The sequence below is a fragment of the Bifidobacterium sp. LH_230 genome, assembly GCF_056357555.1.
On sequence record NZ_JBKEWJ010000012.1, the window covers coordinates 24,439 to 49,235 of the forward strand.

Genomic DNA, 24,797 nt, shown 5'->3' on the forward strand with positions numbered 1-24,797 from the left:
AATATTTACTACATATCATCTTATTTATAAGAACTTTTACGAAAGATGGTGCGCTTATGACATTCCCTGCATTATCCCGGCACGCGCTGGGCATCCCCCGTTCCGGCATTCGCGATGTGTTCGACCGCGTCGAGCGCGTTCCCGACGCGATCTCGCTGTGCGTCGGCGAACCGAGCGCGACCGCCGCCCCGCATATCGTCGAAGCCGCATGCCGCTCGATTCGCGAGGGCCATACGAAGTACACGAACGTGCTGGGCATCGACCGGTTCCGCCACGCGGTCGCGGATTATTCGCGTGCCGTGAAAGGATTGGTGTACGATCCCGATACCGAGATCCAAGCCATCGACGGCGCCACGATCGGCTTGTTCCTTGCCTTGAAGGCGCTGATCGATCCCGGCGACGAGGTCATCATCCCTTCCCCGTTCTTCACGTCGTATGACGCCGAAGTGATGATGTGTGGCGGCGTGCCGGTCACGGTCGCGCTCACGCCCGAACATCAGATGCGTCTGAACGCCGACGACATCGAAGCGGCGATCACGCCACGCACGCGGGCGGTCATCATCAACTCCCCCGGCAATCCGACCGGCGCGGTCACGCCGGCCGACGAGCTGGCGCGCATTGCGAACGTATGCCAACGCCATAATATCTGGGCGATCTCGGACGAGGTGTATCACCCGTTCGTGTTCGATGCCGCTGCGGCCGGCAAGCCGTCGGCAACCGCAACCGCCGACGCGCCGTTCCCTGCCGCCCCGTCGATCGCCGCCGTTCCGGGCATGCACGAGCGCACCGTCGTGGTCGAAAGCCTGTCGAAGACGTTCGCGATGACCGGCTGGAGAATCGGCTATCTGCTGGGGCCATCCGAACTGATCGAACAGACCAGCAAACTCGCGGAACTCATGCATTCCTCGGTCAATTCGACCGCGCAATACGCCGCGGTCGCGGCGCTGACCGGCCCGATGGGCCATGTGATCGCCATGCGCGAGGAGTACCGTGCCAAACGGCGGATCGTGCTTGGCGAGCTGGCCGATTGCACCGCCGTCCGTCTGATCGAACCGCAGGGCGCGTTCTACGCGTTCGTGGACATCCGGGCCACGCGCATGGATACCGCCACGTTCAGCACGCGTCTGCTGGACGACGAGCATGTGGCCGTGGTGCCGGGCGAGGCGTTCGGCGCGGAAGGCGCGGGATTCGTACGGCTCTCCTATGCCGGTGACGCGGATGAACTGCGTGAAGGCGTGCGCCGTCTGCGTCGCTTCGCCGAGCGGCATGCCGACCCGCTGCTTGGCCGGCACACGCCCGAATACCATCATCTCGCCATCATGGCGTAGTCGCCGAGACAATTTCACACCGCGCAGCACATCACACAGTGCAACGCATAATGGCTCTTCCCCGAACGGGAAGAGCCATTATCATATCCGTACACCAACCAGCAACGACCGACCGTCAGTTGCCGTTGACGGCGCTGGAGTTGGCCTGCTGGCTAATCGCGGCAAGGAAGTCGCGGTTGGTCGGCGCCTTCTTGAGACGCGGCACAAGCGTCTGATACGCCTGTTCCGGTTCAAGTCCGCCGAGCAGACGGCGCAGACGGTAGATGATCGGCAGCTCGTTCGGCGCGGTGAGCAGCTCCTCGCGGCGCGTGCCGGACGCGTTGATGTCGATGGCCGGGAACATGCGCTTGTCGGCCAGCTCGCGGCTCAGACGCAGCTCCATGTTGCCGGTGCCCTTGAACTCCTCGAAGATCACCTCGTCCATCTTCGATCCGGTTTCGACCAGCGCGGACGAGATGATGGTCAGCGATCCGCCGTTTTCGATGTTGCGGGCCGCGCCGAAGAACTTCTTCGGCGGGTACAGGGCCTGTGCGTCCACGCCACCGGACAGGATGCGGCCGGACGCCGGCGCGGCGATGTTGTACGCGCGGGCGAGGCGGGTCATCGAGTCGAGCAGCACGACCACATCCTGACCAAGCTCCACGAGTCGCTTCGCGCGTTCGATGGCAAGTTCGGCGACGGTGGTGTGGTCGGATGCCGGACGGTCGAACGTGGAGGCGATGACCTCGCCGGCCACGGTGCGCTCCATGTCGGTGACCTCTTCCGGACGTTCGTCCACGAGCACGACCATCAGGTGCACTTCCGGATTGTTCGTGGCGATCGCGTTGGCGATGTTCTGCAGCGTGATCGTCTTGCCGGCCTTCGGCGGGGAGACGATCAGGCCACGCTGGCCCTTGCCGATCGGCGCGACGATGTCCATGATGCGGCCGGTGAGCTTGTTCGGCGTGGTCTCCTGCTTCAAACGCTCCTGCGGATACAGCGGGGTGAGCTTGGAGAACTGCGGACGGTTGGCCGCATCCTCGACGCTCATGCCGTTGATCGAGTCGATGGACTGCAGCGGCACGAACTTCTGGCGCTGGTTGCGGCGATCGTTGTCTCGCGGCGCGCGGATCGAACCGTGCACGGCGTCGCCCTTCCTCAGACCGTACTTCTTGACCTGGCCCATCGACACATACACGTCGTTCGGGCCGGGCAGGTAGCCGGAGGTGCGCACGAACGCGTACGATTCGAGCACGTCGACGATGCCGGCGACCGGGACGAGATCGTCCTGCGGCTCGTCGCGGCGCGTATCGCGCACGTCGTGGTCGGTGTTGCGTTCGACGCGGATGTCGCGGTCGGCACGCTCGTCGAGATCGCGGTCGCGGCCGCGCAGACGACGCTGATGACGGTCCACGGCACGGTCACCGCGATCGTTGCCGCGATCGGCACGATTACGGCTGCGGCGCACGAAATCGCGATCGACGGACTCCTCGCCGGACTGATCGTCACGTTCCGCCGGTGCGGCGGTCGTCGGCAGGGTCGCGAGAATATCGTCGAGATCGCGCACGTTGTCATCGCCGGATTCAACAGCCGGCTCCTCGACGCGGCGGCGACGCGGACGCTCGTCATCCGCAGCGAAATCGCGACGGCGACGGCCGGACGCGCGGTCTTCGTCGAACTTGCGGCGACGCTCGCCGCGGTCCGTGCGATCATTGCGGTCACCGCGATCGGCGCGCTCTCCGGTCGGCTCGAGACCGAGATCGTCGAGCAGCAACGCGGATGCCTCGGCTTCGCGACGGCGGCGACGGACCGTGGTTTCGGCGTCTTTCTTGGCGACTTCGGGCAGTTCGATCACCGGCTGGGCGGCATCGGCAACATGCTTCTTCGCCGTCGCATCCTCGCTCGTCGCAACGCCGTCTTCCTTGCGGGCACGAGCGGCACGCGGCTTGCGGGCCGGCTCGCCGGCGGCACGCACGACACGGCCGGAACGAGTGGCACGAGCGGGACGGCCGGAGGTCTTCTCCTGATCGTCCTTGGCTGGTTCGGACTGGGCCTGTTCCGGCTGGGCGGACGTCTGAACGTCGGCTGCGGGAGCCTGCTGAGCGGGTGCATTGTCGGTCGAAGGTTCGGCAACGGCCTGTTCGACGGGCGCGGATTCGGTCGTATTCGTCTCGGCGGCCTTGGCGGCGCGGGACGTGCGCACGGTGACGCCGGCGGGGGCCTCGCCTCCGGATCGAGCGGCCTGCAACGTGGCCAGTAGTTCGGGCTTACGCATCGTCGACGTGCCACGAAGTCCCATCTGCTTGGCGAGCTCCTTGAGCTCGGGCAGCTTCATATCCTCAAGATTCTGGCTGGTTGCCACTCGTATTACCTTTCCTTGAGCAACGCCGGCATAATGCCGGACTCTGCACTAAGAATGATGTGCGGCCAACGCCGCTATCGAATGTTCGTCGCACTCCATGCGTCACGAACTGGCACTAACCATACAACCCATCCCCGACCAATGCAAAACGGCCCGCCGCATACCGCGACGAGCCGTTTCATCAAATGGAACTCTTTACTTTTCCGCTGCCATTCTCCTCGGCCCCCTCGGTTGAGGGGGCTGTCAGCATAACTGACTGGGGGAGCGTCAAACCCAAGGGCCGACAGAAGAAGAACTACTTTTCCGGAAGGAAAAATGATCAACGTGTGCGGAGACCGTCGTCCGAAGCCGAAGGCGTGCTGAGCACGTCGAGCGCTGAGGAAAGACGGTATACGCTCCGTTGATCATTTTTCCTCGTGGTAGCTTTTCTCTGTGTTGACCGACCACACGTTCTTCTTGGACGTCTTGCCGGTCTTGATGTTGCCGACGGCCTCGATGGCGGTGGCCATGGAGTGGTCCATGTTGTTGTAGTGGTGCTGGCCGTTGCGGCCGACGCAGTAGAGGTTGCCGAAGTGGTCGAGGTATTCGACGAGCTCGTCCATCTGGGCGTAGGTGTCGAAGTAGGCCGGGTACGCCTTCTTGACCTTCTCGCGGTGGGTGTCGAGCACGTCGGCCGGGCTGGCGATGACCTTCATGCGCACCATCTCGTTGATGGCGAACTTGACGCAGTCCTCTTCGCTCATGTTCCAGAACGAGTCGCCTTCGTCGCAGAAGTATTCGAGGCCGATCCAGACGGTGTCGTCCACGTCCTTGACGAGGTACGGGCTCCAGTTGTTGAAGATCTGGATGCGGCCGACCGTGTAGCCCGGGTCCTGCACGTAGATCCAGCAGTCCGGCACGATCGGCGGGTTGCCGAGCGTGGGGATGTCGGTCGTGTTCTTGAGACGCAGTCGCTTGACGAGCAGGCCGACGGTGACGAAGTCGCGGTACGGCAGACCGTTGGCGATGGTCGTGATGTCGGTCGGCGCCGGCTTGTCGGTCTTGTCGATCGCGTTGACGAGATCCTTGATCGGCATCGACGAAATGAACTGGTCGGCGGCGAGTTCCGTACGGTTGCCTTCCGAATCCTCGTAGACGACGGAGCTGATATGGCCGCCGTCCTGACGGATCTCGACGACGTTCGCATCGGTGATGACCTTCGCGCCGTGCGCCTCGCAGCGCTTCTCGACCGTCTCCCACAGCTGGCCCGGGCCGTACTTCGGGTACCAGAACTCTTCGATCAGCGAGGTTTCGACCTCGGCGTTGGAGCGCTTCTTCGGGCTGAGCTTGGCGAACGCGTTCTTGAGCACGCCGAGCACGCTCAGGCCCTTGACGCGCTGCGCGCCCCAGTCGGCGGAGATCTGCGAGGGGTGGCGCCCCCACAGCTTTTCGGTGTAGCCTTCGAAGAACATCGAATACAGCTTGCGGCCGAAACGGTTGATGTAGAAGTTCTCCAGATTGGTTTCCGGCAGCTTGTGGAACATGGAGGCGAGGTAGCTGAAGCCGGCCTGCATGGTCATCGCGAAGCCCATCGCCTTGAACGTGGCGGGCTTAAGCGAGATCGGATAGTCGAAGAAACGACCGCCGTAGAAGATACGCGAAACGCGGTGACGCTTGAGCATCACCTCATCGGTCACTTCCGGGTCCGGTCCGCCCGGCTCCATTTCGTGCTCGCGGCCGAGCTTCTTGTCGTCATAGCTGGGTGCGCCCTGCAGCGGCAGCACGTCCTTCCACCAGTCCATGATGCGGTTGTCCTTGGAGAAGAAACGGTGGCCGCCGATGTCCATGCGGTTCCCGTTGTGCTTGACGGTGCGCGAGATGCCGCCGAATTCACGGCTGGCCTCGAGCACGGTCACGTCGTACTTGTCGGCGCCGCCGTCCTTGACGAACTCCCAGGCTGCGGTAAGGCCCGCGGGGCCGCCGCCGATAATCACCACGGATTGTTTCTGCGTCACGTGAGTCTCCTTATAACAAAATCAGCGACAGTCTACCCCACACCCAAGAAACGCAAATGGCCCCTGTGCGTTTCCACACAAAGGCCACAGAAATCAGTGGATGTCGTCGGGGATGTCGATGTCGGTTTTCTGGACTTCCTCGACGTTGACGTCCTTGAACGTGACGATGCGCACGTTCTTGACGAAACGGCTCGGCCGGTACACATCCCATACCCAGGCGTCGGTCAGCTGCACGTCGAAGTACACGTCCTGTCCGGCCGAACGCACGTTGAAGTCGACCTTGTTGGCCAGATAGAACCGTCGTTCCGTCTCCACCACGTAGGTGAACAGCTTGATGACATCACGGTACTCCTTGTACAGGGCGAGTTCCGCGTCGGTTTCGTAATTGTCGAGATCCTCTGCGCTCATCGGTCCTCCTCCGTCTCGCGTTTGCGGCTCAATCCGAGATTGCGCCACCACGCGTTCTTTGAGGTCTTGCGCTCGGACTGGCCGTACGGCCATGTGGAATCGCCATCGACGGTATCGGACGGCGCGGACTCGGCCTGTTTGACTGCCGCGTCTGCATCCGCGTCGTCGCTGCTCAGTTCGACGCCGATGCGAGCGTATGCGGCCTTGCGCAGTTCGTCGTTGTCGGTTTCGCCGGTCGTGGAACCGTCGGCACGGGTCTCGTGCGTTTCGGCCGATTCACGCTTCTTCTGCTGGAGCGTGACGGAATGTTCGCGCATGGCGAGCGCCTCGCGCATGCCCGGATTGTCTTCGATCACATGCATGCCGAACGCGTCGAGCGAGCGGATCGGATCGTATTCGTCGAACAGCGTGTCCAGTACGATCAGATCCTGGTAGCGGCCGTTTTCCGCGTCCCACAGCGCGTCGCGCGACGTGCCGGACTGCACGAAGCCGAGAGACTGGTAGACGGACAGGGAGCGCGTGTTCTTTTCAGGCACGGCGACCCAGATGCGGTGCATGCCGAGGCCGGCCGGTTCGGGCGCGAAGCCGTAGGTCATGACGCGCGGCATCATGTCGCGCGAGTAGCCGCGGCCGCGGTAGTCCTTGCCGAGCACGACCTGGATGCGGGCGGAGCGCGCCCAGCCGTCGATGTCGATGAGGAAGATCATGCCGATCACGTTGTCGGTGGCCTGCGCGTCGATCTGACCGTCGTCGTCATGGTCGGAGTCGGTGAGGATGGCCCATGCCATCGTGCGGCGGGATTCGGGATCGCCCACGCCGGATTCGGATGCGGCCAGACCGTTCGCCCATGCGACCGAGCGATGAACCCATGCGTGAACGACGGCGCGTTCGGCCTGCGGGTCCTTGCCGGTGATGCGCGATGCGTTATAGTAGGCGTCCAGTTCGTCCAGACGCGGCAGATCCTCGATGGTCGCCGGGCGCAGGTGCACCATTTCGCCCTTGATCTCAGGAATGACGATCTTCGGCGGCAGTTCGCGCGAGATTTCCTGCAACGTCGGCGTTTCGGCGGTTTCAGACATTCGTGTATTCCCTCAACATACGCTGGTAGAAGTCGGTACAGAAGATATCCTACCCGCCTGACCGTTTGCTGGGAAGATTTACGGCAGGCGTTCACCAAGTGTGCAATACGTGGGATACGAAAAGGCTCCCTTCGGACGAACCGGAGGGAGCCTGACGCATGATGCGAATGCGTTACTTGGGTTACTTGATCTTGCCCATCACGATCTTGGTGACGGCCTTCGCGTCGGCCTGGCCGCGCGTCGCCTTCATCACCGCGCCGATGATGACGCCCATCGGCTTCATGTTGCCGCTCTTGAGCTTCTCGACGACGTCCGGGTTGGCCGCGAACGCCGCTTCGACGGCGGCTTCGATCGCACCGGAGTCCTCGACGATCTTGTAGCCGTGCTTGGCGACGACCTCGTCCGGGGTGCCTTCACCGGCGAGCACGCCGGCGATGGTCTGCTTGGCGAGCTTGTCGTTGAGCTTGCCGTCGGCGATGAGCTGCTCGACCTCGGCCACGTCGGCCGGGGTGACCGGCAGTTCCTCGAGCGAGACGCCCTTGGCGTTGGCCTCACGGCTCAGCTCGCCCAGCCACCACTTGCGGGCGCCCGCGGCGGTCGCGCCGGCCTTGACCGTGTCTTCGATCAGGTCGAGCGCGTCGGCGTTGAGGATGTCGCGCAGCTGCAGGTCGGTGAGGTTCCATTCGGCCTTGAGACGGTTGCGGCGCTCGCGCGGCATTTCCGGCATCTGGGATTCGATCTCGGCGATGTGCTCCTTGGTGATGTGCAGCATCACGAGATCCGGGTCCGGGAAGTAGCGGTAGTCGTCCGCGTCGGACTTGACGCGGCCGCCGGCGGTGGTCTGCGTGGCCTCGTCCCAGTGACGGGTCTCCTGCAGGATCTCCTTGCCTTCGTCGAGGCGGGCGGCCTGACGGCGGATCTCGTACTGGATGGTCTTTTCGATGCCGCGGAACGAGTTCACGTTCTTGGTTTCGGAACGCGTGCCGTACGGGGCGTCTGCGGACGGACGCAGCGAGACGTTCACGTCGGCGCGCATGTTGCCCTGTTCCATGCGGGCATGGGAGATGCCGAGGGCGCGCACGATGTCGCGGATGGCGCGCATGTAGGCGCCGGCGATCTCCGGGGCGCGGTCGCCCGCGCCTTCGATCGGCTTGGTGACGATCTCGATCAGCGGCACGCCGGCGCGGTTGTAGTCGACCAGTGAGTGGTCGGCGCCTTCGATGCGGCCGTCGGCGCCGCCGACGTGCGTGTTCTTGCCGGCGTCGTCCTCGATGTGCGCGCGCTCGATCGGCACGCGGAAGACGGTGCCGTCCTCAAGCTCGACGTCGAGGTAGCCGTTGCCGTTGGTCGGCTTGTCGTACTGCGAGATCTGGTAGTCGCGCGGCATGTCCGGGTAGAAGTAGTTCTTGCGGGCGAACTGGCTCCACTCGGCGATCTCGCAGTGCAGGGCGAGACCCAGCTTGATCGCGTAGTCGACCGCGGTCTTGTTGACGACCGGCAGGCTGCCCGGCAGACCGAGGCTCACCGGGGTCAGCTGCGTGTTCGGTTCGCCGCCGAATTCGATGTGCGCCGGGCAGAACAGCTTGGTGTTCGTGCACAGCTCGACGTGCGTTTCGAGGCCGAAGACCACATCGTACTTCTTGGTGGCATCGGCGTACTTCATCAGTTTTTCAGCCATAGTGCTTGTTCTCTTTCTTCCGATGCCTTACTCGGCGGCGTTCAGCCACGGGGTCTTCATGGACTGCCAGATCGGGCCACCCCAGTCCTCTTCGAGCGCGGCTTCGAGCGCGGCGGCGGGCTTGTACATGACCTCGTCGCGCTGCTGCGGCGCGATGAACTGGAAGCCGACCGGCAGACCGTCGTCCGACAGGCCGGCCGGGATGGACATGGCCGGCACGCCGGCGAGGTTGGCCGGGATGGTGGCGATGTCGTTCATGTACATGGCCAGCGGGTCGTCCATCTTCTCGCCGAACTTGAACGCGGTGGACGGGCTGGTCGGGGAGACGAGCACGTCGGCCTTTTCGAAGGCGTTGTGGAAGTCCTGGATGATGAGCGTGCGCACCTTCTGCGCGGAGCCGTACCAGGCGTCGTAGTAGCCGGCGGACAGGGCGTAGGTGCCGAGGATGATGCGGCGCTTGACCTCGTCGCCGAAGCCGGCCTCACGGGTGTAGGCCATCATGTTGGCGGCGGTCTGCGGCACGCCGGCCGGCGGCATGACGCGCAGGCCGTAGCGCATGCCGTCGTAGCGGGCCAGGTTGGAGCTGACCTCGGACGGCATGATGATGTAGTACGCGCCGAGCGAGTATTCGAAGTGCGGGCAGGAGACCTCAACGACCTCGGCGCCCATCTCCTCGAGCTTCTTGACGGCTTCGTCGAAGCGGGCCTGGACGCCCGGCTGGAAGCCGTCGCCGCCCAGTTCCTTGACGAGGCCGACCTTCATGCCCTTCAGGTCGCGCTTGGCGCCTTCACGGGCGGCGGCGACCATCGGGCGCGGGCCTTCCGGAATGGACGTGGAGTCGCGGCGGTCATGGCCGCCGATGATCTCCTGCAGGAGCGCGGAGTCGAGCACGGTGCGGGTCACGGGGCCGATCTGGTCGAGCGAGGAGGCCATGGCGATCGCGCCGAAGCGGGAGACGCCGCCGTAGGTCGGCTTGACGCCGACGGTGCCGGTCAGGGCGCCCGGCTGACGGATGGAGCCGCCGGTGTCGGTGCCGAGGGCGAGCGGGGCCTCGAACGCGGCGACCGCGGAGGCCGAACCGCCGCCGGAGCCGCCGGGGACGCGCTCGGTGTCCCAGGGGTTGTGCGTGGTCTGGTAGGCGGAGTGCTCGGTGGAGGAGCCCTGCGCGAATTCGTCGAGGTTGGTCTTGCCGAGGATCGGCATGCCGGCCGCCTTGAGCTTTTCGATGACGGTGGCGTCGTACGGCGGCACCCATCCTTCGAGGATCTTGGAGGCGGCGGTGGTTTCGATGCCCTTGGTGACGATCATGTCCTTGATGGCGATCGGCACGCCGGCCAGCTCGGGAAGGGCGGCCTTCTCTTCGGCGCTCTTGGCGTCGAAGGCGTCGGCCTGTTCGCGGGCCACGTCGCCGGAGACCTTGAGGAAGGCCTTGATGGACGGTTCGGCGGCCTCGATGACGTCGAGGTGCGCGTCGACCAGCTCACGGCTGGAGACTTCGCCGGCCTTGACCTTGGCGGCCATCTCGGCGGCGGTCAGTTGCACGAGTTCGTTGGTTGCGGTCATAACGGTTCTCACTCCTCGCTTCCCAGAATGCGCGGCGCGACGAACATGCCGGCCTCGGTCTTCGGAGCGCCCGACAGGGCCTCGGCCTGCGTGAGCGGCGTCTCGGCGACGTCCGGACGCAGGTGGGCTTCCAGCGGGATCGGGTTGGCGGTCGGCGGCACGTCATCGGAGGCGACTTCCTGCACCTTGTTGATGGAGTCGGCGATGACGTTCAGCTCGCCCTGCAGACGGGTGATTTCCTCATCGGTGAGCGCGATTCGGGCGAGATCGCCCAAATGCTCGATTTCTTCGCGTGTGAATGTAGGCATGCGCCCTACTATACGATTGATTTGTGACACGCCTCTTACGCCGTCTCACCGCGTCCCAAACGATTAGATACCGACGCCACTGACGCCTGATGCACTCCCCGATAAGGGGAGTCGCGGGATCAGGCAGATTCCACGGCGGCGACATGCATGATATGAGGATCTATCCACGCTCACGCTGATCCACAACGCAATATTCCGCTGCTCCCCCTGATAGGGGGAGCTGTCTGCGAAGCAGACTGAGGGGGTCACCCCCCCGATCTCACAGATGCTGGGCGATGTAGCTGTGCATGGCGACCGCGGCGGCGGCACCGGCGTTGATGGAACGCACGGAACCGAATTGGGAGATGTAGACGACGTCGTCGGCCAGTTCGAGGGCCTTGTCGCTCAGTCCCGGACCTTCCGCGCCGAACAGCATGAGGCAGCGTTTCGGGAACCGGTATGTTTCGATCGGCATCGCTCCGGGGATGATGTCGAGCGCGATGACCTTGGCCGCTTCAAGTTCGCGGATGCGCGCGTCGGCACGCGCGATCTCGGCGGTCGCCTCGGATACCGCGGCCACGGCGGCGGATGCCATCGCATGATCGTCGATCGAAGCCGTCTCCATACCGGACTGCGATGCGATCGTATGCGACTTGATCGCGGCGGCTTTGGCACGGGCGCGCTCGTATGCGATTTCGCCGGCGATGCGGTGGTGCCAGCATTCGACCAGTTCGGTGATGGACGGATGGTTTTCGACGTGCTGGTACAGTTCGGTCATCAGCGCGCCCTTGCGGTTCCATTTGTGCGGGCCGACGATGTGGACTCGGTTCGCGGTGAACGCGTTGGCGGTGCGCACCATCGATCCGATGTTGAAGTCGTGCGTCCAATTTTCGACAGCGACCTCGAAATCATGACGGCCACGTGCGTCCAAATCGGCTTTGATGGCGTCGACAGTCCAATAGCGGTATCGGTCGAGCACGTTGCGCCGGTCGCCCTCGTCCAGCAGTTGCGGATCGAAGCGGGAATCGAAATCCGGCGACGACGGATCGTCCGGACGCGGCTTGCCGGGATGGGTCTGCGCCCATGGGCCGACGCCGACCTCACGGAACTCCGGTTCGCCGGACATCTTGGCGGCCAAAGAGACGGGATTGGGCGTATGCATGTCAGCGCAGTTCGGACTCGTGATAGACCTCGACGAACGGCAGTTCGCGCTCTTCGTCGTCGACCGGGTTGATGACCTTGATGGTCGGCTTGTCCATGTCCACGCCGCCGATCAGCGATGCGATGGCGACCACCTCGGCGCCCTCGTGCTCCACGATGCCGAAGTCGAGGCTCAGCTCGTTGCCGTTGCGCAGGGTGACCAGCGAGGAGGTCTGCACATAGGATTTCTCCGACAGCCACGAATCGAGCAGCACCACGCGCTTGCCCTTGATCGACGGCCCCTTGATGGACGGGTACACGAAGTCCATCACGAATCCGTTCAGGTCCTCGCCGCGGGATACGGCCGCAAGGATCATGGCGGACACGAGCGGCACGGCCGCGGCGGTCAGCGCGCCGACCGCGTCGAAGTCATCGACCGAATAGCCCTGCTCCTCCAGCGTATCGAGCAGAATATGGCCGACGATGGCGGCCCCGCGATGGTCGAAGGTCACGTTCGACAGTTCGCAGAACGGTTTGCCGTTCAGTTCCTTCGTGAGCAGTTGCTTGAGCTGGTCACGCGGGTCGAGCAGCGCGAACGGCGTTTCGGCAGGAGCCGCAGCAGTATCGGAGTTCACGGCCGGCGCGGCGCCGGTCTTGCGGAAGGATTTCTCTTCGGTCATGGTTGTTAGCCTATCTTCTCGTGCCGTCAATCGGCGTTGTCGTCGGATTGGGTTTCCGGGGCGGTCAGCTCACGCACATCGGCCTTGCCGGGGTCGATCATGTCCACCGGTTCGATGATCTTGCCGGCGTCGATCTTCTGCAGTTTGCGGGCGGTGACGAGCACGCGCGATTCGAGCGACGTGGCGAACTGGTTGTACGCGCCGACCGTCTTGGTGATGGCCGCGCCCAGTTTGGTGGCACGTTCGCCCAGCACCGCGAACCGCTCGTACAGTTCGCGAGACAGGTCGAACAGCTTCTTCGCATCGTCGGTCAGGCTCTGCTGCTGCCACGCGTAGGCGACCGACTTCAGCACCGCCCACAGCGTCACCGGCGAGGTCAACGCCACCTTGCGCGCGAAGGCGTCGTCCATCAGCGTCGGGTCGGATTCGAGCGCCGCCTGCAGCAGCGCCTCGTTCGGGATGAAGGCGACCACGAAGTCCGGTGCGATGTCGAACGCGTTCCAGTACGCCTTGTCTCCCAGGGTCTTCACGTGTTCGCGCAGCGCTTTGGCATGCGCCCTCAACAGATCGGCGCGACGGTCCAACTCCTCTGGCGACGCGGTTTCGGGAATCTCGCACGCCCGCTGGTAATCCGCATACGGCACCTTCGCGTCGATCGGGATCGTCTTGCCGCCCGGCAGATGCACGATCATGTCCGGACGCTGGATGCGCCCATCCTGACCGGTGACCACCACCTGCGTATCGAAATCGACGTGTTCCAGCAGACCGGCCGATTCCACGATGTTGCGCAGCTGCGCCTCGCCCCATGCGCCGCGCACCTTGTTGTTGCGCAACGCCGCCGACAGCGAACTCGTCTCGCGGTCCAGACGGGCCTGCTGCTCGCCCAGCCCTTTGAGTTGCTCGCCGAGCGCTCCCATCTCGCGCTTACGTCCCTCCTCGATTTGCGAGACCTTGGCCTGCAACGCGTCAAGGTTCTTCTGCACGGGAGCCAGCGCGGAAAGCACCTTGCTCTGCTCCTCCATCGAACGCGCCTGTTTCACGCGCTCCCGTTCGGCGTCGGCGGCCGCCTTGTCTCGCTCGTGCTGGATGCGCACCTGTTCGGCCTGCTGGGCCTGTGCCAGCTGCGATTTGGCGAATGACAGCTGCTGGCTCAGACCATCGATCTGGCCGCGCAGCTCGGCCGCCTGGGCGGTCAGCTGCATCACCTGCGCATGCGCCGCGTCGCCGTCCGCCTTCGCGGCCTCCAATTCGCCGATCCGAGCGTCGCGGGCCATCTCCTGACCACGCGACCTACCCAGCGCGAACCCGGCAGCCAACCCCAGCGCCGCAGCCACTACCATCACCGCGATCAGCACGGTCACCGTCATCACATTGTCGAACATATGTTCTAGTGAATCGTACGGCATGGACCGAACCGTCCTCGCGTGTCGCGATTTTTACGACTTCACCAGCCGCGCGATCGCCGCCGACGCCTCGCGCAGCTTGTCGTCAGCAACCTCGCCGCCTTCGGCCGACGCCTCACGCACGCAATGGTTCAGATGGTCGTCCAGCAGCAGCAACGCCACCGATTTGAGCGCCGAATTGGCCGCGGAGATCTGCGTCAGCACGTCGATGCAGTACTTGTCGTCCTCCACCATCTGCGTCACGGCGCGAATCTGCCCCTCGATCCGCCGCAGCCGCGCGATCACCTTCGCCTTGTCCTCGCCATACCCGTGCATCGCAACCTCCAATCACCACCGATTCACCCGACGGCGCAATCGCAACACTCATTATACCCCATAGGGGTATTGGGTATATTCTGGTGAACAGCGATACGATATCCAGAGGAAGGCAGAAGGAGCGAGTCATGGAACTGAACATCTTTCTTATCGCAGCCGCGGCGCTGGTCGCCGCCGCGCTCACATGGCTGATCATCCGGTTCTTCTTCGCCCGGCAGCAGGGCACCGCCGGCACGATGGCAAACGGCATGCAGACCGCGACGATCACCGTCAAGGGCGGCTACTCCCCCGCCGTGATCGAGATGCGGGCCGGCACGCCGATCACGCTCACGTTCGACCGGCAGGAGACCGGCGAATGCACGTCGCACGTCGTGTTCGGCGATCTCGCGCTCGACGCGATGCTGCCCGGCAACACGCGCACCGACGTGCGGCTTCCCGCATTGCCGGCCGGCGAGTACCCGTTCGCCTGTGGTATGAATATGGTGCACGGGCTGTTGCGCGTGACCGGCGACGCAGGCAGTGGAACGGCGAACGTTGACACTGAGCGTGTCGATGGAAGAGCCAGGAAAGATTTCTCCGCTCCGCTGCGCTCCGGTCGAAATGACACAGCGGAATCCCGCGTTGTCTCCGGCCAAAACGGCACGGGCGCATTGCCGACCGATGCGCTTGCCGCGGAACGCCGCGAGTCGGAGGAACGCACCAAGGAGATCCGTCAGCTCACCAAGCTGGTCGTCATCGGCACCGTGCTCACGCTGCCGGTGTTCGTGCCGATGATGGTCATGCTGCTGCCCGGCGGCCACGCCATCGTGCCGATGTGGCTGATGAACCCGTGGCTGCAGGCGCTGCTCATCACCCCGGTTATGTTCTACTGCGGCGCGCCAATCCACCGTGTCGGCTGGCCGGCGCTGATGCACCGCGCTCCCGATATGAACTCGTTGGTCACGCTCGGCACGACCGCCGCCTATGCGTACAGCCTCGCGCTGTGCGTGATGTCGTCGCTGTTTCCGGAAGGCTCGCGCGAACCGTATTTCGAATCGGTCGGCGTGGTGATCACGCTGGTGCTGGTCGGCCGTCTGCTCGAGACGAAGGCCCGTGAAGGCACCGGCAAGGCCGTGCAGTCGCTGATCAAGCTGCGCCCGCGCACCGCGCATATCCTGACGGTCGACGATTCCGCCGATCATGCGGACTGGAAAAGCAACGCAAACGTTCGCGATATCACCATCGACGATGTGAAGGCCGGCGACCTGCTGGTCGTCCGCGCCGGCGAGCGCATTCCGGTCGACGGCGAAATCGTCGCGGGCGAGGCCACCGTGGACGAGTCGATGATCACCGGCGAGTCGAAGCCGGTCGTCAAAACCGCCGACGCGCACGCCGACGACCGCAACGGCGACTCGCGCTCCCTGACCGGCGCAACGATGCTGCTCAAGGGCGATCTGCTCATGCGCGCCACGCAGGTGGGCGGCGAGACGGTGCTGGCGCAGATCATCGCGATGGTGTCGCGCGCGCAGGCTACGAAGGCCCCGGTGCAGAAGCTGGCCGACAAGATCGCCCGCATCTTCGTGCCGGCGGTGATGATCGTGGCGGTGTGGACGTTCGCGATCTGGTTCGCGGTCGGCCCCGAGCCGCGTCTGGCGCATGCGCTGGTGACGGCGGTGAGCGTGCTGATCATCGCATGCCCGTGCGCGTTGGGCCTGGCCACGCCGCTGTCGGTGACGGCCGCGATGGGCTTGGGCGCGACGAACGGCGTGCTGGTCACGTCGGCGAAGGCGTTGGAGCAGGCGCGTGAGATTCGCACGGTCGTGTTCGACAAGACCGGTACGATCACGCGCGGCGTGGTGGACACGCCGGCGGATGGCGATGCGGAGACGGCCGGACACGACGCGAAGCCGAGCTACGAGCATGATCCGGTCAAGGATGGTTCGCGCGAGGCCGTGGCCGCGTTGCGAGCGGCCGGCATTCGCACGGTGATGCTGTCGGGTGACCGCGCCGAGGTCGCCGCTCGCATCGCCCGTGAGGTCGGCATCGATACGGTGATCGCACAGGTCAAGCCGGATGGCAAGGCGTACTGGATTCGTCAGTTGCAGACCGCGCGCGATCGTGCGCACGGTACGAACGCCGATCATACGGACGTGTCTGCGCCGGCAAGCACGACAGTCGCAACGTCAGCGTCGCCGACGATCGGCGATGTTCCGGACGGTCTGATCGCAATGGTCGGCGACGGCATCAATGATGCGCCGGCGCTCGCACAAGCCGATCTCGGCATTGCGATCGGCACCGGTACGGATGTGGCGATGCAGTCGGCCGACGTGACGTTGATGAACGGCGACCTGCGCGGCGTGCTGAAGACGATCAACCTGTCGAACGCGACGATGCGCAACATTCGCGAGAATCTGGCATGGGCGTTCGGATACAACGTGATCGGTATCCCGGTCGCGGCCGGCGTGCTGTACCCGTTCACCGGCTGGCTGCTCAGCCCGATGATCGCGGGACTGGCGATGGCGTTGAGCTCGGTGTGCCTGGTGCTGAACGCGAACCGGCTGCACGGCGTGCGAATCAGCGACATCGCGGTGCTATCCGACGTCGACGCGACGCACGACGACTCGACCGACACCGCCGCACCGGCCGTTCGCGAACCGCACGTCATCATCGACGAGCACACCGAACTCACGCACTTGGAACCGAACGGCAACGCCAACGGCTCCGACAGTACAATGTCCACCAATTCCAACGATAAGGAGCATCCTATGGATATGCATCACATGCACATGAACACCGCGCCGACCGACGGCGAGACCGCCACCGATCCGGTGTGCGGCATGACCGTCGCCGTGACCGCGGACGCGATCACCCGCGAATACGAGGGCAAGACCTACTACTTCTGCGGCGAGCACTGCGCAAACAACTTCGCCAAGGCCCCGCAGATCTTCCTCGAGCAGTAGCCGGCGCTCGCGCACAAAACACAACAAGGCCCGGAAGGAGAATATCCTTCCGGTCCTTCGTCAATCGCGTCAGTCGCGCAGATCGGAATCGCGCTTCGCTCGATCGTTATCAAGTGGCACTAACGTGCCACAGTACCCCACCCGTCAGCTTCGCTGCCACCCTCCCCTGAAAGGGGAGGGAAAGCCAAAAATCTCTCTCCCCCTTTCAGGGGAGGGCGCTATGCATGATACCGAGAAGCGGAAGCTGATCACTTCCCTCCCCTTTCAGGGGAGGGTGCCCGGCCATGCCGGGCGGGTTGGGGTACTCGCAGCACGTTAGTGCTGCTTTACACAGCATCGCGCGAAGCGCGATTCCATCTCGCCACAAGCTCCGCACCGGCACCCAACAACCCCAGATCAGTCGGTCTTCACGCTATCCACATGCACCGAGCCGTCGTCGTCCGGGTCGGTCGGCATGGCGTTGAGCTCGAGGTGGTCGCCGCCGGTCTGGTCGACGAACACCGTGTCGCCGTCGTGCACCTTGCCGGCGAGCAACATGCGGGCCAGCTGGTCGCCGACCTCGGTCTGCACCAAGCGACGCAGCGGACGCGCGCCGTACGCCGGATCGTAACCGGTGTCGGCAAGCCATTCGCGCGCGGCGTCGGTGACGTCGAGGCGGATGCGGCGATCGGTGAGGCGAGAGGCGACCTGCGCGACTTGGATGTTCACGATGCCGCCCAGCTCCTCGCGGGTGAGCGGATGGAACATGACGATCTCGTCGAGGCGGTTGAGGAACTCCGGCTTGAAGTTCATGTGCACCGCGTCCATCACGGCCTTCTTCTTGGCGTCCGCATCCATGTCCTGATTGACGAGGAACTGCGAACCCAAGTTGGAGGTCATGATGAGGATCGTGTTCTTGAAGTCCACGGTCCGGCCCTGACCATCGGTCAGGCGGCCGTCGTCAAGCACCTGCAGCAGCACGTCGAAGACTTCCGGATTGGCCTTCTCGACCTCGTCGAACAGCACCACCGAATACGGGCGACGCCGCACGGCCTCGGTCAGCTGGCCGCCCTCCTCGTAGCCGACGTAGCCCGGCGCGGCACCGATCAGACGCGACACGGAGGCCTTCTCCATGTACTCGCTCATATCGATGCGTACCATCGCCTTCTCGTCGTCGAACAGGAAGTCGGCGAGCGCCTTCGCCAGTTCGGTCTTGCCCACGCCGGTCGGGCCGAGGAACAGGAACGAGCCGGTCGGACGGTTCGGGTCGGAGATGCCGGCACGCGAGCGGCGCACCGCGTCGGAGACGGCCTGGATGGCTTCCTTCTGGCCGATCACGCGCTTGCCGAGGTACTCCTCCATGTGCAGGAGCTTCTCGTTTTCGCCCTGCATGAGGCGGCCGACGGGGATGCCGGTCCATTCGGAGACGATGCCGGCCACCGAATCGGCGTCGACATGGTCGGGCACCATCGGTTCGGGCTTGTTCGCGCCGTTCGCGGTGTCTTCGGCGTCGGCCTTCTCGGCCGCGTCGAGCTGCTTCTGGATCGCCGGAATCTCGCCGTACAGGATGCGGCTCGCCTCCGCGAGGTTGCCTTCGCGAGTGAACTTGTCGGCCTTCACGCGCAGCGCATCCATCTGGGCGCGCAGATCACCGACCTTGTTATGGCCGGCCTTCTCCGCATCCCAGCGGGCCTTGAGCCCCGCGAGCTTCTCGCGCGCATCGGCCATTTCGGCCTGCAGCTTGCCAAGACGCTCCTTGCTCGCCGGGTCCTCGGCCTTCTTGAGCTGCATTTCCTCCATCTCGTAGCGCGTCACCTTGCGCTGGAGCTCATCGATCTCCTCCGGGGAGGAGTCGAGTTCCATCCTCAGGTGCGCGGCCGCCTCATCGACCAGATCAATGGCCTTATCAGGCAGCTGACGACCGGAAATGTAACGGTTCGACAGCGTCGCCGCGGCGACCAGCGCATCGTCGCCGATCGTCACCTTGTGGTGCGCCTCGTAACGCTGCTTCAGGCCGCGCAGAATCGCGATCGTGTCCTCGACGGAAGGCTCGCCGACGTACACCTGCTGGAAACGACGCTCCAGCGCCGGGTCCTTTTCGATGTTCTCACGGTACTCGTCGAGCGTGGTCGCGCCGATCAGACGCAGCTCGCCGCGCGCCAGCATAGGCTTCAACATATTGCCGGCGTCCATCGAGCCTTCGGCCGCACCCGCGCCGACGATCGTGTGGATCTCGTCGATGAACGTGATGATCTCGCCGTTCGCGTTCTTGATCTCGTTGAGAACGGCCTTGAGACGTTCCTCGAATTCGCCACGGTACTTGGAGCCGGCCACCATCGACCCGAGGTCGAGGGAGATCAGCTTCTTGTTCTGCAGCGTGGTCGGCACATCGCCGGCGACGATGCGCTGCGCGAGGCCTTCGACGACGGCGGTCTTGCCGACGCCCGGCTCGCCGATCAGCACCGGGTTGTTCTTGGTGCGGCGGCTCAGGATCTGGATGACGCGGCGGATCTCCTGATCACGGCCGATCACCGGGTCGAGCTTGCCTTCCTTCGCGGCGGCCGTCAGGTCGGTCGAGTACTTTTCGAGCGCCTTGTACGAGCCTTCCGCGTCCGGGCTGGTGACCTTCGCGCCGCCGCGGATGGACGGCACGGCCTTGCGCAGCGCCTCCGGGGTCACGCCGTTCTGGCGCAGGATGTCGGCCGACTGGTTCGGCGCGCTTGCGGCGATGCCGATGAGCAGATGCTCGGTGGAGACGTATTCGTCGCCCATGGCCTGCATTTCCTTCTCGGCCTGTGCGAGCGCGGCGGTCAGCTGGCGGCTGGCCTGCGGCTGCGACGTGGTGGAGCCGGACGCGCTCGGCAAGGCGACGAGCGCGTTGCGCACGGCCGCGCCGATGGCCTGCGGATTGCCGCCCGCGGCCTGGATGAGTCCTTGGATGACGCCGTTCTCCTGGCGCAGGAGCGCGTCCATGACGTGCAGGGTCTCGACCTGCGCGTTGCCCGCGGCGGACGCGCTTTGGATCGCGTCGCCGATCACTTGCTGGGCCATCGTGGTGAACTTCTGTTCCATAACAACCTCCCAAAAGTCTTGTACTGCGCCCGGACCGCATCGGTCAAGCCGAGCCGCACGGCATCGTCCGCACGCCGCAGCCTGACCGCCCGCCGGATCGCAGGTTTTCGTTCGTTTCTGACTTACTCAACCGGTCTGCCACCCATTCTATTCCCAAAACTTGAGCCCAACACGCTCAAGTTTACAAAACCATCGTCCTTCCACACCGCAACACGGAGACCCCGTCCGCAACATATCCGCGCCTAGACTATGCACCGGAACCACCCACCAGAGAGACTTCGAGAAACGACCATCATGATCTTCCAATCCGGCGCCCTGCTCATCGCCATCCTCGGCACGTACGCACTCAAGCACCTGCACATCTTCGGCGAGCGCGACTACAAGGTGGCACAGGGCATCGTGTTCAACATGACTCTGCCGTGCGCGATCATCCTGTCGTTCGCCACGAACAAGCATGACATGCGCATGCTGTGGATCGTATTATTCGGCTTCTTCGCCTGCGCGATCCCGCTGTTCGTCGTGTTTCTCGGCTCGCGCGGCGACGAGCGCAACTACCGCGCGTTCCAGATGCTCAACGCGTCCGGCCTGAACCTCGGTGCGTTCTGTCTGCCGGTGGTGCAGACGTTCATGGGAGCGTCGGCCGGTCTGCCGATCATCATGCTGGACATCGGCAACGCGACGGTCGCCACGGCGGGATCGTTGACGATCACGCGCACGCTGCTGCACATGGACGACAATTTTCGATCATTGCCGCTCAGTCTGCGGCTGCGCAACATCGCGCATGATTTTCTGGGATCGATTTCGTTCGACATCTACATGCTGATGCTGGTGTTCATGTTCCTGCACATCACCATTCCGCAGCCGATCATCACGTTGATCACGCCGTTCGCCAACGCGAACGCGTTCTGCGCGATGGCGATGATCGGACTCATGATGGAGATTCCCGACAACCGCAAGGATCGGATCGAACTGCTCAAGGTGATCGCGTGGCGTGCCGTGTTCGGCGTGATCATCGCGGTTGCGGCGTGGTTCATCCTGCCGTTCGACATGCGCATCCGCGAGATCATCGTGCTCGGCTCGTTCGCGCCGATCACGATCTTCTCGACCAAGTTCACCGATTCGCTCACCGGCAACGCGAAGCTCGCCGGCTTCTCCCTGACCGTCACCGCGATCCTCAGCCTCATCGTCATGACGATCCTGCACGCCCTGCTGCCGGGGGCGTAAAAAAAGCGAACGTAGCGGGCCTCGGCTCCCTCGGCTGAGGGAGCTGGCCGAATTACGCTGAACGGTAGTTGGCTGTTCTACTTGGCTCCCTCGGCTGAGGGAGCTGGCAGCCGTAAGGCTGACTGAGGGAGCGTGTACACGCTACTACCACGTTCATAGCTGCTGAACGCTGTAACGCCTACGCTCCCTCAGTCTCACGTACGTTCGACAGCTCCCTCAGCCGAGGGAGCCGAGGCTTGCTGCGCCCGTTAATGCATAGCCTTGAATCATCCTGCAATTTCGGACGGCCTACGGCCGACTCAACATGGCCTCGCTCACGCTCGGCTCGTGCAGGACGAAAGCCCACCGGGCTTTCGCTTAACCCTGCACGGTCCCGCAATTTCGGACGGCCTACGGCCGACTCAACATGGCCTCGCTCACGCTCGGCTCGTGCAGGACGAAAGCCCACAGGGCTTTCGTTTAACCCTGCACGACCACGTTGCGCAAGGAACCGATGCCTTCGACGTGGACGATCGGCTCGTCGCCCGGGTCGAGATGGCCGGAGGCGTTCGGCGTGCCGGTCATGATGACGTCGCCCGGCAGCAGCGTGGCAAAGCTCGAGATCGCGGCGATCTGCTCGGGGATGCCGTGGATGAGGTTCGCCGTGGTGCCGCTCGCCATCGGCACGTCCTCGCCGTTCAACGTGAACGAGATCTTCGCGTCACGCCAGTTGAGGTCGTCGCGCGCCACGATCCACGGACCGAGCGGGCAGGACGTGTCGAAGCCCTTCGCGCGCGTCCACGTCGGATCGAGACCCTGCAGATCGCGCAGCGTCACGTCGTTGACGCAGGTGAAACCAAGCACGTAGTCCATCGCCTTCTCGACCGGCACGTTCTTGGCGATGCGGCCCATCACCACGGCGACCTCCGGTTCGAAGTTCATGTCGTGGCTGTACGGCGGGATGACGATCGGATCGTCGGGGCCGATCACCGACGTGGACGGCTTGGTGAAGATCACCATGTTCTCCGGCGCGTGGGCGATCTCGGAATGACCGACCTCGTGCATGAACTGGGCGTGCGCCTCGTAGTTCTTGGCCAGACCGTACACCTTCGACGGCAGCACCGGGGCGAGCAGCCGCACGCCGTCGGCGTCGATGGCGTAGCGTTCGCCGGTGGGCTGCATGGTTCCGGCACCGAACGGGTAGCCGTCCAGTTCGATCAGATAGTCCTTGTGATCGGTCGGGTCGTTCTGGACGAATGCGTACCGCGGGGTACCGTTGAGGGAAAATCGTGCAATTCTCATGCTGCCCAGTGTAGTAGTCAGCCTAACCGTCTTGCCGCCGGCAGAACCTACCGCGGCCGCCACGCCGCATGCCGCATCACCGTCCACGGCGCATGCCGCAGCCGCGTCACGATCGCCACCAGCAGCCATCCGCCGAGCAGCGTGCCGCCGACCGCGAGAATCGCATCGGTGCGACTGTCGTGTACATCCCCCGGTTCGGGCGCCGGCACAGGAATCTTGACACGATGCCCGCTCACCAGCAGACGATGCGTGTTCACGCCGTACGGCGTGCAGGTCATCAGCGTCAGCCGGTCCTCGCCCTTGACGATCTTCAGCTGGCTCGTGTCGTCCGGCAGGATCACGCTGATCCGGTCAACCTGGTAGCCGATCGTCTCGCCCATCACCTCGACGTACATGAAGTCGCCCTTCTTCACCTCGTCGAGTCGCGTGAACATCAGCGCCTCGACCAGTCCGCGATGCCCGGTGATGACCGAATGCGTGGACTCGCCGCCGACCGGCAGACTCGTACCGTACAGGTGCCCCGCACCCGAGGCGAGCGCCTCCTCGGACGTGCCGTGGTAGATCGGCAGTTCGATCGACACGGTCGGCACCTTGATCGTGCCCATCACCCCGTTGCCCGCGTCGAGCAGCGACTGATACTCCTTGTCCTTGCTGGCCGCGGAATCCTCGCCCTTGGCATGGGAGCCGCCGCCCTGCGAGGAGAACGGATCAACCGCTTCACCCAAGATCGGCTGGCCGGACGCGGCGAGCGTGCGATTGTACGCGTGCGCGGCCTTGAGCGCGTCCTCGGCCTGCGGATACGGCCATCCTTCGACGTGCTTGGCGGACAGCTGCGAGGTCTGCGCAAGCTGCAGCGAACTGCGGTATTGCAGCGCGACCGGAAAACCCGCCACGCCGATCGCCGCGATCAACAGCAGCACCGTGAACACGCGCATGATCAGCAGCGACCGTTGCAGCCGGCGACGTTCGGCGGCGACATCGGCGACGTTGACGATCTGATCGAACGACTGGTCACCGTATGACCGCGCACGTCCGGCGGCACCGGCACGCCGGTCATGTCGGGATTGCCGATGCCTGGGCTGAGACACCGCTGATGAACGATTCAGATGCTTCACGGCGGCACCCACCTCAGATGAACGCGCGCTCGCCGAAGATGGCGGTGCCGACGCGCACGATGGTGGAGCCTTCCGCGATGGCGAGCGCCATGTCGTGCGTCATGCCCATCGACAGTTCGGTGCAGTGCTCGGTGCCGGGGGCGCCGGCGGCAAGGATCTGGTCGCGGGTCTTGCGCAGGTGCGCGAAGCCGCGGCGGATGGTGCGTTCGTCGTCGACGTGCGCGCCGATGGTCATGAGTCCCTGCAGTTCGATGCCGTCGAGCGTGCCGATACGTTGGGCGAGCATGATCGCATGTGCCGGATCGCAGCCTGACTTGGATGCTTCGCCGGATTCGTTGACTTCGAGCAGCACGCCGACCGTAAGACCGTGCATGACGGCGCGGCGGGCGATTTTTTCGGCCAGTTCGATCGAGTCGACCGATTCGATGGTGTTGACGACCGGCAGCACTTTACCGATCTTGTTCGATTGCAGTTGGCCGATCAGATGGAACGGGATATGCGTTGCCGCAGCGGTGGCCTGCTGGTCCGCCGGATGATCGTTGTTGTCCGGCACGCCCAGCGTGAAGCCTCGTTCGGCGCACTGCCGCCGCAGTCCGGCGGCCTTGACGGCCACTTCCTGCGGTCGGTTTTCGCCGATCATGCGCACGCCGGCATCGATCGCGGCCATGATCTCGCCGACATCACGGGTTTTCGTGGCGGCGAGCAGCTTCACCGAACCGGCGTCCCGTCCGGCATCCGATTCCGCTTGCGCCACCGTGTCAAGTACCCGGTGTACGCCGTCCGCGATCTCCTTCGCGCGCGTGGCGTCGATCGTCTCGTTGGCGAGATCCTTGTGGTCCATATATGCCGTCATGCCGTCACTCCCCTGCTACCGTCCATTCCCGCCCCAGTGTAGTCGGCCCGGCGACGCAACCGTCGCCATTGCCCAACGTTGTCACGACGATCAGGCCTCGGCATTCCTGCAATTAAGG

Annotated in this window: 18 protein-coding genes and 1 pseudogene; 3 read left to right on the plus strand and 16 right to left on the minus strand. The window is 64.3% G+C overall.

Translation table 11 applies throughout. The features are described 5' to 3' along the window. Positions 1-56 precede the first annotated feature (56 nt). Positions 57-1,328, plus strand: a complete 1,272-nt coding sequence (locus AC1A0G_RS07000; protein ID WP_476528485.1) for a pyridoxal phosphate-dependent aminotransferase — start codon at positions 57-59, stop codon at positions 1,326-1,328. A gap of 115 nt (positions 1,329-1,443) precedes the next feature. Here AC1A0G_RS07000 and rho read toward each other — a convergent pair whose 3' ends face one another. The 12 genes and pseudogenes from rho to AC1A0G_RS07060 form a co-directional block, all read right to left on the minus strand. After that, positions 1,444-3,642: a transcription termination factor Rho gene (rho, locus tag AC1A0G_RS07005; RefSeq protein WP_476528525.1), complete on the minus strand. Its 2,199-nt coding sequence runs from the start codon at positions 3,640-3,642 to the stop codon at positions 1,444-1,446. Positions 3,643-4,073: 431 nt separating this feature from the next. Continuing rightward, entirely contained in the window at positions 4,074-5,663 is a 1,590-nt protein-coding gene (locus AC1A0G_RS07010) for an NAD(P)/FAD-dependent oxidoreductase (protein WP_476528486.1), read from the minus strand. A gap of 93 nt (positions 5,664-5,756) precedes the next feature. Continuing rightward, complete coding sequence (locus AC1A0G_RS07015; RefSeq protein ID WP_033494454.1) at positions 5,757-6,071, minus strand: DUF2469 domain-containing protein; 315 nt, start codon at positions 6,069-6,071, stop codon at positions 5,757-5,759. After that, positions 6,068-7,150, minus strand: a complete 1,083-nt coding sequence (locus AC1A0G_RS07020) for a GNAT family N-acetyltransferase (protein ID WP_476528487.1) — start codon at positions 7,148-7,150, stop codon at positions 6,068-6,070. The genes AC1A0G_RS07015 and AC1A0G_RS07020 overlap by 4 nt, the downstream gene beginning before the upstream one ends. Before the next feature lie 181 nt (positions 7,151-7,331). Continuing rightward, on the minus strand, positions 7,332-8,828 hold the full coding sequence (gatB, locus tag AC1A0G_RS07025; RefSeq protein ID WP_476528488.1) for an Asp-tRNA(Asn)/Glu-tRNA(Gln) amidotransferase subunit GatB: 1,497 nt from the start codon (positions 8,826-8,828) through the stop codon (positions 7,332-7,334). Positions 8,829-8,855: 27 nt separating this feature from the next. Continuing rightward, positions 8,856-10,391: an Asp-tRNA(Asn)/Glu-tRNA(Gln) amidotransferase subunit GatA gene (gene gatA / locus AC1A0G_RS07030; RefSeq protein ID WP_476528489.1), complete on the minus strand. Its 1,536-nt coding sequence runs from the start codon at positions 10,389-10,391 to the stop codon at positions 8,856-8,858. An 8-nt stretch (positions 10,392-10,399) separates the two neighbouring features. Continuing rightward, the gene (gatC, locus tag AC1A0G_RS07035) at positions 10,400-10,699 is read right to left on the minus strand and encodes an Asp-tRNA(Asn)/Glu-tRNA(Gln) amidotransferase subunit GatC (RefSeq protein ID WP_476528490.1); all 300 of its coding nucleotides are present in this window, start codon (positions 10,697-10,699) and stop codon (positions 10,400-10,402) included. A gap of 259 nt (positions 10,700-10,958) precedes the next feature. Continuing rightward, a complete protein-coding gene (locus AC1A0G_RS07040) occupies positions 10,959-11,303 on the minus strand; it encodes a TrmH family RNA methyltransferase (protein ID WP_476528526.1) in 345 nt (114 codons plus the stop codon). A 26-nt stretch (positions 11,304-11,329) separates the two neighbouring features. Continuing rightward, positions 11,330-11,840, minus strand: a pseudogene (locus tag AC1A0G_RS07045) (RNA methyltransferase); the annotation flags it as partial. Between the two features lies 1 nt (position 11,841). Beyond that, the gene (locus tag AC1A0G_RS07050; RefSeq protein ID WP_476528491.1) at positions 11,842-12,498 is read right to left on the minus strand and encodes an orotate phosphoribosyltransferase; all 657 of its coding nucleotides are present in this window, start codon (positions 12,496-12,498) and stop codon (positions 11,842-11,844) included. A 26-nt stretch (positions 12,499-12,524) separates the two neighbouring features. Further along, complete coding sequence (locus tag AC1A0G_RS07055; protein ID WP_476528492.1) at positions 12,525-13,880, minus strand: DNA recombination protein RmuC; 1,356 nt, start codon at positions 13,878-13,880, stop codon at positions 12,525-12,527. A gap of 54 nt (positions 13,881-13,934) precedes the next feature. After that, positions 13,935-14,216 (minus strand): metal-sensitive transcriptional regulator, encoded by a 282-nt coding sequence (locus AC1A0G_RS07060; RefSeq protein WP_476528493.1) that lies wholly within the window; start codon positions 14,214-14,216, stop codon positions 13,935-13,937. Between the two features lie 128 nt (positions 14,217-14,344). Here AC1A0G_RS07060 and AC1A0G_RS07065 point away from each other — a divergent pair, with 128 nt between their 5' ends. After that, positions 14,345-17,155, plus strand: a complete 2,811-nt coding sequence (locus tag AC1A0G_RS07065; RefSeq protein WP_476528494.1) for an HAD-IC family P-type ATPase — start codon at positions 14,345-14,347, stop codon at positions 17,153-17,155. A gap of 396 nt (positions 17,156-17,551) precedes the next feature. On the opposite strand, the gene clpB is transcribed toward AC1A0G_RS07065, so the two are convergent. Further along, the gene (clpB, locus tag AC1A0G_RS07070) at positions 17,552-20,206 is read right to left on the minus strand and encodes an ATP-dependent chaperone ClpB (RefSeq protein ID WP_476528495.1); all 2,655 of its coding nucleotides are present in this window, start codon (positions 20,204-20,206) and stop codon (positions 17,552-17,554) included. Positions 20,207-20,500: 294 nt separating this feature from the next. Here clpB and AC1A0G_RS07075 point away from each other — a divergent pair, with 294 nt between their 5' ends. After that, a complete protein-coding gene (locus AC1A0G_RS07075; protein ID WP_476528496.1) occupies positions 20,501-21,430 on the plus strand; it encodes an AEC family transporter in 930 nt (309 codons plus the stop codon). A gap of 459 nt (positions 21,431-21,889) precedes the next feature. On the opposite strand, the gene AC1A0G_RS07080 is transcribed toward AC1A0G_RS07075, so the two are convergent. The 3 genes from AC1A0G_RS07080 to AC1A0G_RS07090 form a co-directional block, all read right to left on the minus strand. Then, positions 21,890-22,711 carry a fumarylacetoacetate hydrolase family protein gene (locus AC1A0G_RS07080; RefSeq protein WP_476528497.1) on the minus strand — a complete coding sequence of 274 codons (822 nt, stop codon included), beginning with the start codon at positions 22,709-22,711 and terminating at the stop codon, positions 21,890-21,892. Between the two features lie 47 nt (positions 22,712-22,758). Then, complete coding sequence (locus tag AC1A0G_RS07085; RefSeq protein WP_476528527.1) at positions 22,759-23,706, minus strand: class C sortase; 948 nt, start codon at positions 23,704-23,706, stop codon at positions 22,759-22,761. Between the two features lie 133 nt (positions 23,707-23,839). Next, a complete protein-coding gene (locus AC1A0G_RS07090; RefSeq protein WP_476528498.1) occupies positions 23,840-24,679 on the minus strand; it encodes a YggS family pyridoxal phosphate-dependent enzyme in 840 nt (279 codons plus the stop codon). Positions 24,680-24,797 lie beyond the last annotated feature (118 nt).

Excerpts from the sequence above, each read along its gene's own strand:
- gatC (WP_476528490.1), bottom strand. The coding sequence starts at position 10,699 with ATGCCTACATTCACACGCGAAGAAATCGAGCATTTGGGCGATCTCGCC.
- AC1A0G_RS07000 (WP_476528485.1), top strand. The coding sequence starts at position 57 with ATGACATTCCCTGCATTATCCCGGCACGCGCTGGGCATCCCCCGTTCC.
- AC1A0G_RS07065 (WP_476528494.1), top strand. The coding sequence starts at position 14,345 with ATGGAACTGAACATCTTTCTTATCGCAGCCGCGGCGCTGGTCGCCGCC.
- AC1A0G_RS07020 (WP_476528487.1), bottom strand. The coding sequence starts at position 7,150 with ATGTCTGAAACCGCCGAAACGCCGACGTTGCAGGAAATCTCGCGCGAA.
- AC1A0G_RS07080 (WP_476528497.1), bottom strand. The coding sequence starts at position 22,711 with ATGAGAATTGCACGATTTTCCCTCAACGGTACCCCGCGGTACGCATTC.
- clpB (WP_476528495.1), bottom strand. The coding sequence starts at position 20,206 with ATGGAACAGAAGTTCACCACGATGGCCCAGCAAGTGATCGGCGACGCG.
- AC1A0G_RS07060 (WP_476528493.1), bottom strand. The coding sequence starts at position 14,216 with ATGCACGGGTATGGCGAGGACAAGGCGAAGGTGATCGCGCGGCTGCGG.
- AC1A0G_RS07075 (WP_476528496.1), top strand. The coding sequence starts at position 20,501 with ATGATCTTCCAATCCGGCGCCCTGCTCATCGCCATCCTCGGCACGTAC.
- AC1A0G_RS07040 (WP_476528526.1), bottom strand. The coding sequence starts at position 11,303 with ATGGAGACGGCTTCGATCGACGATCATGCGATGGCATCCGCCGCCGTG.
- gatB (WP_476528488.1), bottom strand. The coding sequence starts at position 8,828 with ATGGCTGAAAAACTGATGAAGTACGCCGATGCCACCAAGAAGTACGAT.
- AC1A0G_RS07015 (WP_033494454.1), bottom strand. The coding sequence starts at position 6,071 with ATGAGCGCAGAGGATCTCGACAATTACGAAACCGACGCGGAACTCGCC.
- AC1A0G_RS07050 (WP_476528491.1), bottom strand. The coding sequence starts at position 12,498 with ATGACCGAAGAGAAATCCTTCCGCAAGACCGGCGCCGCGCCGGCCGTG.
- AC1A0G_RS07055 (WP_476528492.1), bottom strand. The coding sequence starts at position 13,880 with ATGTTCGACAATGTGATGACGGTGACCGTGCTGATCGCGGTGATGGTA.
- AC1A0G_RS07090 (WP_476528498.1), bottom strand. The coding sequence starts at position 24,679 with ATGACGGCATATATGGACCACAAGGATCTCGCCAACGAGACGATCGAC.
- gatA (WP_476528489.1), bottom strand. The coding sequence starts at position 10,391 with ATGACCGCAACCAACGAACTCGTGCAACTGACCGCCGCCGAGATGGCC.
- rho (WP_476528525.1), bottom strand. The coding sequence starts at position 3,642 with ATGAAGCTGCCCGAGCTCAAGGAGCTCGCCAAGCAGATGGGACTTCGT.